12 protein-coding genes are annotated in these 11,280 nt (G+C 69.2%); 9 read left to right on the top strand and 3 right to left on the bottom strand.

Annotation, left to right across the window (positions count from 1 at the left end; genetic code table 11):
* The coding region (locus ABD134_RS10815; RefSeq protein WP_344229345.1) for a GntR family transcriptional regulator at positions 1-687 on the top strand (687 nt) is incomplete at its 5' end.
* Between the two features lie 270 nt (positions 688-957).
* Positions 958-1,113, top strand: coding sequence for a hypothetical protein (locus ABD134_RS10810; protein WP_170144579.1), 156 nt, complete (start codon positions 958-960; stop codon positions 1,111-1,113).
* A 25-nt stretch (positions 1,114-1,138) separates the two neighbouring features.
* Here ABD134_RS10810 and ABD134_RS10805 read toward each other — a convergent pair whose 3' ends face one another.
* Positions 1,139-1,588 carry a GNAT family N-acetyltransferase gene (locus ABD134_RS10805; protein WP_344229341.1) on the bottom strand — a complete coding sequence of 150 codons (450 nt, stop codon included), beginning with the start codon at positions 1,586-1,588 and terminating at the stop codon, positions 1,139-1,141.
* 188 nt (positions 1,589-1,776) lie between these two features.
* Between ABD134_RS10805 and ABD134_RS10800 the strand changes: the two genes are divergently transcribed.
* The 5 genes from ABD134_RS10800 (at position 1,777) to ABD134_RS10780 (ending at position 7,224) form a co-directional block, all read left to right on the top strand.
* A complete protein-coding gene (locus tag ABD134_RS10800; protein ID WP_344229339.1) occupies positions 1,777-4,932 on the top strand; it encodes a LuxR C-terminal-related transcriptional regulator in 3,156 nt (1,051 codons plus the stop codon).
* A gap of 172 nt (positions 4,933-5,104) precedes the next feature.
* Positions 5,105-5,563: a MarR family winged helix-turn-helix transcriptional regulator gene (locus tag ABD134_RS10795; protein WP_344229337.1), complete on the top strand. Its 459-nt coding sequence runs from the start codon at positions 5,105-5,107 to the stop codon at positions 5,561-5,563.
* Positions 5,564-5,629: 66 nt separating this feature from the next.
* A complete protein-coding gene (locus ABD134_RS10790) occupies positions 5,630-6,052 on the top strand; it encodes an organic hydroperoxide resistance protein (protein ID WP_344229335.1) in 423 nt (140 codons plus the stop codon).
* The gene (locus tag ABD134_RS10785; protein ID WP_344229334.1) at positions 6,052-6,537 is read left to right on the top strand and encodes a glutathione peroxidase; all 486 of its coding nucleotides are present in this window, start codon (positions 6,052-6,054) and stop codon (positions 6,535-6,537) included. Before ABD134_RS10790 ends, ABD134_RS10785 begins: the two co-directional genes overlap by 1 nt.
* A gap of 45 nt (positions 6,538-6,582) precedes the next feature.
* A complete protein-coding gene (locus tag ABD134_RS10780) occupies positions 6,583-7,224 on the top strand; it encodes a hypothetical protein (RefSeq protein WP_344229333.1) in 642 nt (213 codons plus the stop codon).
* 208 nt (positions 7,225-7,432) lie between these two features.
* Here the strand turns inward: ABD134_RS10780 and ABD134_RS10775 are convergent, their stop codons facing one another.
* Together ABD134_RS10775 and ABD134_RS10770 are read right to left on the bottom strand one after the other, a co-directional pair.
* Entirely contained in the window at positions 7,433-8,029 is a 597-nt protein-coding gene (locus ABD134_RS10775; RefSeq protein WP_344229332.1) for a YdeI/OmpD-associated family protein, read from the bottom strand.
* A 121-nt stretch (positions 8,030-8,150) separates the two neighbouring features.
* The gene (locus ABD134_RS10770; RefSeq protein ID WP_344229330.1) at positions 8,151-9,152 is read right to left on the bottom strand and encodes a LacI family DNA-binding transcriptional regulator; all 1,002 of its coding nucleotides are present in this window, start codon (positions 9,150-9,152) and stop codon (positions 8,151-8,153) included.
* 170 nt (positions 9,153-9,322) lie between these two features.
* Here ABD134_RS10770 and ABD134_RS10765 point away from each other — a divergent pair, with 170 nt between their 5' ends.
* Together ABD134_RS10765 and ABD134_RS10760 are read left to right on the top strand one after the other, a co-directional pair.
* Complete coding sequence (locus ABD134_RS10765; RefSeq protein WP_344229328.1) at positions 9,323-10,336, top strand: asparaginase; 1,014 nt, start codon at positions 9,323-9,325, stop codon at positions 10,334-10,336.
* An 18-nt stretch (positions 10,337-10,354) separates the two neighbouring features.
* Positions 10,355-11,242 (top strand): polysaccharide deacetylase family protein, encoded by an 888-nt coding sequence (locus ABD134_RS10760; RefSeq protein ID WP_159554086.1) that lies wholly within the window; start codon positions 10,355-10,357, stop codon positions 11,240-11,242.
* The last annotated feature ends 38 nt before the right edge of the window (positions 11,243-11,280 follow it).

Genomic DNA, 11,280 nt, shown 5'->3' with positions numbered 1-11,280 from the left:
GACGCCGGCCGGGCACCGCTGAGAGCGGACGAAGGGACACCTGTGGCAGGGAAGATGGACGCCGCCGCGATGCACGGCGAGCTCAAGACGGAGATTCTCCGCGGCGAGCACTCCCCCGGCACCCCCTTCCGCGAAGTGGCCCTGGCCGAGCGGTTCGGGGTCTCCCGGACCCCGGTGCGCGAGGCCCTGGGCCGGCTGCAACAGGAGGGCCTGCTCGAACGCGGGACCCGGGGGCTGCAGGTGCGGCGCCTGGACCCCGAGCAGCTGATGCAGGTCTATGACCTCCGCATCCTCCTGGAGGGACAGGCCGCCGAGGAGGCTGCCTCCGCCCGCACCGAACTGGACCTGGTCCGGCTGGAGGGACTCCTCTCCCGGGACCAGGCCCTCACGGACCCGGACAACGCCACCCGGCTGGACACCAACATCGAGTTCCATGAGGCGCTGTGGTCGGCCGCCCGGAACCCGATCCTGCGTGATCTGCTGGACCGGCTCTCCACCCATCAGATCCATGCGCCGACCTCAACCCTCACCACGCCGGGACGCTGGGAACAGTCACTGGAGGAGCACGCGGAGATCATCCGCTGCATCCGGGAGCACGAGGCCGCCGGCGCGCGTGCGGCCATGCGGGCCCACATGGCCACGGCCCGGGCCCTCCGGCTGAGGATGCTCAGCCATGCCAGGGGCTGACGGCACCGGCTGACCGGGGCCGCGTCATCAAGGCCTCACGAGACCACCTCTGACGGCACCGCCTGGCAGCACCCTCGGGAGTGCGCTCCAGGCTGCCCGGTTGAGAGGTTTCCACTGGTCAGTCGCCATGTTTTCGGACCCGCAACCTCCGGACGGAACCCGTTCGGCGTGTCGTCCGGCGTGGCGTTTTCATCCGTGTGGTTTCAGCGATAGTGTCCTGCCCGATGCCCGCTCTGGGCAGACCCGGAATCCCCTCATTTGGAGGACATCATGTCCACTCCGCTGTCACTCTCCACGTCCGAAATCCCCACCACGGGCACCTACTCGGCCACCACCGAGCGCGCCACGTTCTGGACCGTCACCGGCATCATCTCAGCCGCCGCCGCCGTCGGCGTCTTTGAAGTGGTCCTGCACCTGCTGGGATAGGAGAACCTCGCCGCCGGCCCGGCCCTCAGAACTCTCGCAGGTAACAGAGCATGCGGTAGTCCTCTCCGGGCTGGATGTTCGTGAACCCGTGCCGTTCGTAGAAGCGCCGGGTGTCCTCGTCGACCTCATCCACGTTGATGTGCATCTCCTCGCTGCCTCGCGCCCTCACGTGCTCGATGGCGTTCAGCAGCAGTTCGGTGCCGACGCCCCGTCCCCGCTGATGCGGTCGCACGTACAACTCCTCGAGCTGTGCCAGCGGCCCGTCGCCGTACGGCGTCGGGCGCAGGGTCAGGAATGCGAAGCCCGTCGGTGCCGTGGCGCTGCCCGCCAAGAGGACGAGGACGTCGTCACCCACCAGCAGCGTCTCGAAGCGCGCCGCGAAGCCCTCCGCGGAGGGCGTGGGGGAGCCGAACTCCGTGTTGAACTCGTGCAACAGCCGGCCCACGACGCCGGCCTGGCCGGGTCCCGCTCGCATCGCCACCATGGTTCTGCAGTCTCCCGCGTCTTGGCCCCATGGTCCACCTCAGAGCCGGTCACGTCATCAACCTGACGTGGCTGGAGGCCGATCTGTGATCCACTTATCATGGCCGCAGACAAGCCCGCGCTGCGGCTCGCGCGCGCCCGGATCCGGTGAGGGTCCGATGAACCAGCAGGGGATACGCCATGACGCAGCACCCGCAGGACCAGTCCGAGACGTTGCCGGGCCGCACGGCGGAGCTGCAACGCTTGAACTCCACGTGGGAACGAGTGCAGACCGGCGTCCCCCAGTTCGTCGCCATCGAAGGCCCCGCCGGCATCGGCAAGACCACCCTGGTGGAGACCTTCCTCGCCGGCAAGCGCAATGTGCTGCCGGCGGTGGAGTTGTACCCCTCTGATGCCGATGCCCCAGGGTCACTGGTCCAGCGGCTACTGTCCGCCATCACCGGCAGGCATCGGACGCAGTGGCCCACCGTCACGCAGGATTGCGTGCAGGTGGTTTTCGATGCCATCCAGACCCTTGAGTCCAACGACGGCGGAACGGGCATCGCCGTGGTGGAAGACCTCCAATGGGCGGACCCGTTCTCCGCCGAGGTGCTGTGGCGATGCGCTCTGGCCATGCCCTCGGGGCCCTTCATGATCATCCTGACCTACCGCCCGCAGGCCACCGAGCTCACCGTCGGCATCGAGCGCTTCCTGGCTTCCGGGCGCAACGGTACCCACCTGCAGTTGGGCCCGTTGGGAGTCGCGGAGTGTCGGCAGGTCCTGCGGGAGCGGCTGGGGATCCCCGTGTCCGAGGACTTCGCCCGCAAAGTCAACGACGGCACGGGCGGTGTCCCCCTGCTGGTGAGCGCGGTGGCCGGGTGGCTGGACCACGCCCCTCCGGGACACCGTCGGCTGCAGGATGCGATGGCGGCCCTGGGACAAGGTCAGAATGCTCCCCAACGCCTGTTCGGCCGTGCACTGCAGTCATCCTTGGAGGCGCTCTCTCCCCATCTGCGGGACACCCTCAGCCTGCTGGCAGTGGCCGGCGAGCCCCTCCACATCGTTCACCTGAGCGGGGCGCTGGTCGAGCTGGGTTATCCGGGCCTGCCGGACCACGGCCTGCTGGACTCCGACCAGGTGCGCATCACGCACACCGCGGGGACGGTGGCCTTGTCCCACCCGCACCTGGCCACGCTCATGGCGGACCAGCTGCCGGACAAGCGTCGTGCGGAACTGCACCGGATCCTCGCCCCGGTCCTGAATGGACCCGCGGCCCTGGGACACCGGGTCCAGGCACAGCGGCTGGACCCGGAGCCGGCGGAGACCCCGCTGCTCGTTCGGACGCTGATGCAGTACGGAGGAGAGGCCCTGGGACGCGGAGACGGGGTGGTGGCCTTCGGCCACTTCCATCAAGCCCTGCAGTTGACCGGGGACCCGGTTGCCCTGACGTTGGCTCTGCGTGCCACCGTCCTGGCCCGCAGGACGGACCTGGTGCTCGAGTTGCGGGACGTCCTGGCCAGATTGCCCCAGAGCCGGCCGGGGTGCGCGGCGCGAGCCTGGGATCTGCTCGCCTCTGAGGACCTGGAGGGGGCGGTGGACCAGATCCGGCAGGGCCTCTACCTGCCGGAGGACGATCCGGGGCGGGCCGGCCTGCTCCTGCTCGGCCACGCCCTCTCCGCCGCGGGACGGCTCGCCTACGCCACTGCACGGTTCGGCGCCGTCGGCAACACCATCGATGACCTGCTGGACGAGTTGGTGCCAGTACGCCGCGGGTTCGAACACGCTGCCCGCCAAGACCCCCGGGCTCTGCGCCAGGTCAGTGAGGCGCGCTCCGTGGAGGCCCTACTCGCCCTCTGGTCCGGCCTGCGGCATGGCGACCGCAGCCGCGTGGGCGAGTTCACGGAGCAGATGACATCTCTGCTGGAGGACCTGCGTCCCGTTCCGGGGACCGAGCCCGTGCGGAGCGTGATCTCCGCGGTGATCGGCTCGCGTCTCCGCGCCCAGGGGGAGGTGGCCTCCGCCTCCCGAATTCTCGATGCCACGGCCCAGGACACCCCGGGCCCCGGCGAGCAGCGGGTCTTCCTGGAGAGCACGCTGAGCCAGCTGGCCTTCCACCAGGGCGCCTGGGACCGCGCCCTGGAACATGCGACGCGGGCCGTGGACAGCTGCCTGATGCTGCCGGTCGATTCCGGGGTTCGCTCCGCCTATGCCACGGCGGCGCTGGTGCCGCTGGCCCGTGGCGAACAGCGGATCGGCCGCCCGCTGCTCCGGCGAGCGGTGGAGGACGCCGGCACCACCAGTGAGGTGGTGGCGTGCGCCGTGGCCTTCACCCGCGCCATGGGCGCCACCTTCGCCGGCGACCATCCGGAGGCCGCCCACCAGTTCCAGATCATCGAGTCCACCCGGGTGGGATGGGCCACCGCCGGGTTCACCACGGTCTGCCTGTACGCGCGGGCGCTGGCGGAAATCGGACACGTGCACCAACTGCAGGCCCTCGCAGCCCGTGCCACGGAGGGCATGGATTCCGCCCCTGAGGGCGTCCTGCACGCAGTGGAGGCGGCCACACTCAGTGCCCTGTACCGGGCGCGGGGCCAATCGGACGAGGCACGGGAGCAGCTGGTGGGGGCCCTGGCAGCCCTGGATGCCGAGCCGGTTCCGTACGTGGCCGGCATCGGTCCGGACGTCCTGCCCGGCGGGGGCCATGCCCTGGTCCGGGCCTTCCTGGCGTTGGACCTGTCCCGGCTCGCCATGGACGGCGCGGGCCCCGCCGAGCGCCCCGAGGACGGGGTGGGCGACGCCGGCCGGTGGGCCCGCCAGGCCGCCGACTTCTTCCTGCGGTGTGGCGCCTTGCCACTCCAAGGTGAGGCGGAGGAACTGGAGATCTCCCTGCGGAAGCGGCAGGGGGACAAAGCCACCGGGCCGGACGATGTGGGCACCAGAGCGGAGGGGGGAATCCGCCCCATGAGAGGTGTGCACGAATCGGTGGCCGGCCCGGCGGCTGATCGAAGGGCAGAATGCGCCCATGAGCCGGTGTCAGCTCCGGCACAGGCTGCGTTCCGGTTGATGGCAGAACTGTCCACCCGCGAACGGCAGATCGCCGTCGAGGTCGCCGAGGGCAAGGGCAGTCGTGAGATCGCCACCGAGCTGTTCCTCAGCGTGCGCACGGTGGAGTACCACGTCGGCAATTGCCTCGCGAAACTCGGGATGACCAGCCGTGTGGAGCTACGGAAAGCCCTGCGGCCGGCCACCCTGACCCTGCTGGTCCCAGCGCTGGCCGGGCGCGGCTCCGAGGAGGGTAACCCGGTGGACGGCGTATCGGACGACCCCTTAGGCCTGGACGACCCGAGCGCTCCCTGACGAACCCAGACGAACTCTCCTCCTGTTGTCCTTGAGCTGCCATGACATCCATCCTGGCCGGGTAGTCCTGGGGCCGGAACCGTGGTTTCCACGGGGTCGGGTGCTCGTCGGACAGGTGGGATGCCACATCTAACCCATTGCGCACAATTGAATTGTGCGCAATGCTTTCCCCATGAGCCGTGCATCCCCGGAATCCGCTGCCCGCCTGGAGGACCAGGTGTGCTTCGCCCTGTACTCGGCGGCACGGGCGGCTCAGCAGGCCTATCGACCGCTGCTGGATGATCTGGGCCTGACCTACCCGCAGTATCTCGTCCTGCTGGTGCTCTGGGAGCAGGACGGGCAGACTGTCTCCGCACTCGGTGAGCGGCTGCACCTGGACAGCGGCACGCTGTCCCCCTTGTTGCGGCGCCTGGACGAGAACGGCTTCATCACCCGCGAGCGCCAGTCAACGGATGCGCGCCGGGTCGCCGTGCACCTGACCGCAGAGGGTCAGGCGCTCCGCTCGCGCGGCGCAGAGATCCAGCGTTGCCTGCGGAACGCCGTCACCCTGCCCGTGGAGGACCTGATGAGCCTCCGGAACCTCTCCCACCGTTTCGCCGGCTCGGACGTCCGAAGCCCTGACTCAGCCTGAGCCCACCTAGCCCCGACTCCCCGACGCCCCCCTGACCTGATGAGACCCCGACTGAAGGAGAACCCCATGAAGACCGTGTACACCGCAGAGGCCCTGGCCACCGGCGGCGGCCGGGACGGCCGCACGCAGACCGCGGACGGTTCCATCAGCCTGGACCTGGCCCTCCCACAGGAGATGGGCGGCACCGGCAACGGAGCCAACCCGGAACAGCTCTTCGCGGCCGGATACGCCGCATGTTTCCACTCCGCGCTGCAGTTGGTGGCCCGCCAGGCGAAGAAGGACCTCGGTGAGTCCAGCGTGGGCGCCCGTGTGGGGATCGGCCCGAATGACGCCGGCGGCTTCGGCCTGGAGGTCACCCTGGAGGTGGTGGTCCCCACCTTGCCCCAGGACGAGGCCCAGGAGCTGGCGGATCAGGCGCACCAGGTCTGCCCGTACTCCAACGCCACCCGCGGGAACATCGAGGTCACCGTGGACGTGGTGCAGGACTGATGCCCACGCTCGTCGACTTCTCCGCCCGCACGGCCACCGGGGAGGACCGCCCGTTGTCCGACTACGCGGGCCAGGTGGTGCTCGTGGTCAATACGGCCAGCCAGTGCGGTCTGACCCCACAGTTCGAGGGGCTGCAGGAGCTCTACGCCGACTACCGGGAGCGTGGCCTGGTGGTGCTCGGCTTCCCCTGCAACCAGTTCGCCCACCAGGAGCCGGGCACGGACGCCGAGGCCAGTGAGTTCTGCCAGCTGAACTACGGCGTCGACTTCCCGATGTTCGCCAAGGTGGAGGTCAACGGCTCCGGTGCGCACCCGCTGTTCGCCTGGTTGCGTAAGGAGACCTCAGGACTGCTCGGCGGAGCGGTCAAGTGGAACTTCACGAAGTTCCTGATCGGACGGGACGGAACTGTCCTCGAGCGCTTCGCACCGACCACCGCCCCCGCCACGATGCGCGGTCCGATCGAGGCGGCCCTCACCGAGCAGTGAACGGGTGAAATGGTACGTGCAGGTGTGCAGAGAGCGCACCGTGAGATGACTCCCATGAACGGGCAGGCAGGGTTGCGCTTCACCGGCCACATCGCCGGTGCCGGCACCACGGGCGGAACTCGGCTGGTCCTCGGTCACTGGGACACCTCTCCGCATGGACCATTCTCTGATGTGATGCTCCAGCGCGCGGACGGCCACCGGGTCCTCCTCGCCCCGGACGCCTGGGTCGCCGAGTTCGTGGCGGCCACGTACACCTTCGACGAAGTTCGTGAGGTGCCGGTCCAGGTTCAGGCGCCCCACGCGGGCGCTGCCGCGGACGCCCGCTGGCGCGTCACCGCCGGCCCCCTGGTGTGGTCTTTCGCGGTGGGCGGCCGGACCCCACTGGGCCACGTGCTGCGCGCCATCCCCAGCCCGATGGGACGCAGCCTGACCCTGGCCCGGATCACCGACCGGGTGGCCCGGTGGACGATGCCCGGCGTTCGAACCCTGGGCAGTGCAGGGAACGGCCGACTCGAATGGTATTCCGCACGCGACCTGCGCCGGATCACGGCCTCCTCCGCCACCTGGGCCGGCCAGGATCTCGGCGGACTGGCGGAGCTGGATCCTCCGGCCGAGTTCGGCTTCAGCTCGACCCCGCGTCAGCCCAGCCTGACGGCTCTGACGAGCACCGTGCGCCTGCCCCGCTGACGCGGGCCCTGACAATTCGACGCGTGTAGACCCGGGCCTTGACCTCCGCGCAGGCAGCCGCTTCGCCACCGCCGTCGCATTGTCCGGACAGAGTCGCGTTTTCCGGGCAGAAATTAGTACTCATTCCTGCCCGGAAAACGCGCAGAGAACTACCGGATACCGCGCCAGGCCTGGCCCAGCGGCTACCGGCCATCCGGCCATCCGGCGACTACTGCGGGTAGGGAGTCTCCCCACGCTCCAGCATGCCGACCAGCTTGGCCAGCCGATTGGTCCGGCTCGCCGGGCTCGGCGCCGTGAGGACCCGATGCAGGACGGCGTAGCGGTTCTGGCCGTTGAGGGCGGCGAAGGCGGCGGCAGCGGCCGGTGACGCGGCGAGCTCGGCAGCCAGGTCCTCGGGGACCTCGGCCGTGGCCGGGCCGGCGTAGGCGCGGTCCCACCGGCCGTCGGCTTTCGCCCGGTCGATCTCCGCTTGCCCACGGGGCCGCATCCGCCCTTGCCCGATCAGCTCGGCCACGAGCGTGACATTGCGCTGGGACCACATCGAGGCTTTGCGACGTGGCGTGTACCGCTGGCGGTAGGTGGTGGCGTCGATGGATGTGGACTGACCGTCGATCCAACCGCTGCACAACGCTTCCCGCAGGGCCTGCTGGTAGGTCAGCGACGTCGGTACGGTGGCTCCCTTCTTGGCAAGCATCAGCCAGATGCCGTCAGAACTCTCCTCGTGCGCATCCAGCCATTCTCGCCAGGCCGCAACGTCCTCCACGATCAGGACTTCGGGTTCCTCGGCTGCAGATGTGTTCTTCATGTAGGCCCCTCGTGGCCGGTCCGGTTCTTCGCCATCCTACTCAGTGACATCGCATGAGCACTGGGATCACGGTGATCCCGCGAGGTCACAGCGGCACCCGTTGAGTCCCCGCAGGTAGGCCCTACGCCGAGGTCCGGACCACCAGCTCCGGATCCAGCTGCCGGCTCTCCACGTCCTTGCCGTCCATCCGGTCCAGGAGCAGTTCCAGTCCCTGCCGCCCGATCTGGTGCATCGGCGAGCGCACCGTGGTCAACCCGACTCCGCCGGCCAGGGGGGTGTCGTTGTATCCGACGATCTTGACGTCATCCGGGACGGACAACCCCCGCCCGGCCAGGACGCCCAGGGCGCCGATGGCCGCGAAGTCGTTGACGGCGAACAGCGCGTCCGGCACGCCCACGGAGTCCAGCAAGCGCCGAGTGGCCTCCTCGCCGGCCTCGGCGTCGAATCCGCCGGTGGCGATGTGCTCGGCGGGCACGTGGATGCCGTGCTCGGCCAGCCGTTCGGTGAATCCGGCCGTGCGGTCGATCGAGGTGGACATGCGGTTCTTGCCGGCCAGCAGGAAGACCTTCTCCACACCCAGTCCGGCCAGGTACTCGCCGGCCAACTGCCCGCCCAGGTAGTCGTTGCAGGTCACGGACGGGTATCCCGGCGACCTCCGGTTGACCAGCACGAAGGGGACGTCCTCCCGCTCGATCGCGGTCAGCGTGGAGCCGTCGAACGGGGTGTCCCCCAGGATCAGCCCGTCGATCCGCCGGTCCATCAGCTTCCGGACGCGGGCCTCGTGGGACTCGGGGTTGTCCAGCGAATTCGCCACCACCGCCACGTAGCCGTGCTCGGCGGCAGCCTCGTCGATGCCCTCGTAGATCGTGGCCAGCACGTAGTCCTGCAATCGCGGCACCACCACCCCGATCAGCCGCGACCGGGCCGTGCGCAGGGAGGCCGCATAGGGGTTCTTGGCGTAACCGACCTCGTGGGCCAGGGCCAGGATGCGCCGGCTCGTCTCCGGGGAGGCCCAGCGTGATTCCTCGCCCGCCGCGTCGTTCAGCACGCGCGACACCGTGGACGGACTGAGACCCAGCTCCTGGGCCAGCCCCTTCAGGGTGACAGATGATCGCTTGCTCACGGTGGCCTTCGGTGGTGGTCGAATGGTCAGTCTACGGGCCGAACATGGAGTCTTGCATCACGCGGATTCCTGATCTAATGTGCATCACATCACTTTACACAAACGTTTGTGGCAATCGATTGGGGAACCGGCCCCAGTCCTTGCACAACTGACGACAGAGGCGGCACGGATTGGCCAGAGTCCACATCATCGGCACCGGCGGGACCATCGCGTCCCGTTCCGGGCAGACCGGAGCCAACGGGGAGGGCACGAGCCACACTGACGGCTCGGTCGCCTCGGACACGATCGGCGACCTCGTCGCCTCGTCCCCGGCAGCCGCAGGCAACGGGGCCCTCCAGGTCACCACCGAGGACGTCATGACGCTGGGCAGCTACCGCCTGGGCCTGCCGGAGATCCTGGAGATCACCGCGGCGGCACGCACCCGGGCCGCCGAGGCGGCGGTGGACGGCGTGGTCGTCACCCATGGCACCGACACCCTCGAGGAGACCGCCTTCCTGGTGGACCTGGTGAACGATACGGACACCACCGTGGTGTTCACCGGCGCGCAGCGCGCGGCCGACCAGCCGGACTCGGACGGCCCCCGTAACCTCCGCCAGGCCCTGGCGGTGGCCGCTGATCCGCGCTTCCGTGGCATGGGCGCCCTGATTGCCTTCGATGGCCGGATCCAGACCGCCCGCGGGGCCCGCAAGGCCCACACCACCGCCAGCCAGCCGTTCGATGGCGGTGCCACGGTGGGCCTGTTCCGCGACGACGAGCTCGACCTCATCGCCCGGCCGGCCCGGCCCCGCGCTCTATCCCTGCCCGGCTCCGGGTTCGGCACCACCCGGGTGGATGTCATCACGGCCTACCCCGGCTCCTCTCCTGAGGCGCTGCGGCACGCGGCGCAGAGCGGCGCGGCGGGCATGGTGCTGGCGGGCACCGGCGTCGGGAATGCGGGTCCGGGATACACCGAGGCCGTGGCGGACCTGGTCTCCTCAGGGATCCCTGTGGTGCTGAGCACCCGCGTGCCGAATGGACCCATGGTGCCGATCTACGGCAACGGCGGCGGCGTGGACCTGATTGCCGCCGGCGCCGTCAGCGCCGGCCACCTGAACCCCTTCCAAGCACGGATCCTCGCGGCGGCCCTGCTGTCCGGAAATCCCTCCACCACCGAATTCACCACCCTGTTCAGCGAACTGCGCTGACCACAGAAAGGAATGCACATGACCAAGAAGATCTACGTGTCCGTGGGGATCGACGTCGACGCCGTGGGCGGCTGGCTCGGCTCCTACGGTGGCGAGGACTCCCCCGGTGACATCTCCCGCGGCCTGTTCGCCGGCGAGGTGGGCGTGCCGCGCCTGCTGCAGCTGGCCCAGCGCCGGGAGATCCCCGTGACCTGGTTCTGGCCGGGCCACTCGGTGGAGACGTTCCCGCAGCAGTTCGACGAGGTCGTCGCCGCCGGCCACGAGATCGGAGTGCACGGCTACTCGCACGAGAACCCGATCGCCATGACCCGCACCCAGGAGACCGAGATCCTGGACTACTGCACCGACCTGATCGAGCGGCGCTCCGGCAAGAAGCCCGTGGGTTACGTGGCCCCGTGGTGGGAGTTCTCCAAGGTCACCAACGAGATCCTGCTCGAGCGCGGGTTCCTCTATGACCACTCCCTGATGCATGACGACCACACCCCGTACTACGTGCGCGTAGGTGACACCTGGACCAAGATCGACTACTCCGCCAACTCGGCCCACGACTGGATGAAGCCGCTGGTCCGTGGCGAGGAGACCGACCTCATCGAGATCCCGGCGTCCTGGTACCTGGACGACCTGCCCCCGATGATGTTCATCAAGTCCAGCCCCAACAGCCACGGCTTCGTCTCCCCGCGGGACGTGGAACAGCTCTGGAAAGACCAGTTCGACTGGGTCTACCGCGAGATGGACTACGCGGTCTTCCCGATCACCATCCACCCGGATGTCTCCGGCCGTCCGCAGAACCTGCTGATGCTCGAGCGGCTGTTCGACCACATCCAGGGGCACGACGGCGTCGAGTTCGCCTTCATGGAGGACGTCGCCCGGGACTTCGCCCAGCGCCACCCCCGCCCGCAGGCCTGATCGGCCCACCGGCCACCATCCCCCTCTGAAGGATCGCC

Source organism: Citricoccus alkalitolerans, from assembly GCF_039528175.1.
Lineage (GTDB): Bacteria > Actinomycetota > Actinomycetes > Actinomycetales > Micrococcaceae > Citricoccus > Citricoccus alkalitolerans.
This window is presented reverse-complemented; position numbering and strand designations above follow the sequence as displayed.

What these genes read in the sequence shown, in the direction of transcription:
- ABD134_RS10775 (WP_344229332.1), bottom strand. Translation starts at nt 8,029, where the DNA reads ATGAAGAACACATCTGCAGCCGAGGAACCCGAAGTCCTGATCGTGGAG.
- ABD134_RS10800 (WP_344229339.1), top strand. Translation starts at nt 1,777, where the DNA reads ATGACGCAGCACCCGCAGGACCAGTCCGAGACGTTGCCGGGCCGCACG.
- ABD134_RS10790 (WP_344229335.1), top strand. Translation starts at nt 5,630, where the DNA reads ATGAAGACCGTGTACACCGCAGAGGCCCTGGCCACCGGCGGCGGCCGG.
- ABD134_RS10810 (WP_170144579.1), top strand. Translation starts at nt 958, where the DNA reads ATGTCCACTCCGCTGTCACTCTCCACGTCCGAAATCCCCACCACGGGC.
- ABD134_RS10795 (WP_344229337.1), top strand. Translation starts at nt 5,105, where the DNA reads ATGAGCCGTGCATCCCCGGAATCCGCTGCCCGCCTGGAGGACCAGGTG.
- ABD134_RS10780 (WP_344229333.1), top strand. Translation starts at nt 6,583, where the DNA reads ATGACTCCCATGAACGGGCAGGCAGGGTTGCGCTTCACCGGCCACATC.
- ABD134_RS10760 (WP_159554086.1), top strand. Translation starts at nt 10,355, where the DNA reads ATGACCAAGAAGATCTACGTGTCCGTGGGGATCGACGTCGACGCCGTG.
- ABD134_RS10785 (WP_344229334.1), top strand. Translation starts at nt 6,052, where the DNA reads ATGCCCACGCTCGTCGACTTCTCCGCCCGCACGGCCACCGGGGAGGAC.
- ABD134_RS10805 (WP_344229341.1), bottom strand. Translation starts at nt 1,588, where the DNA reads ATGCGAGCGGGACCCGGCCAGGCCGGCGTCGTGGGCCGGCTGTTGCAC.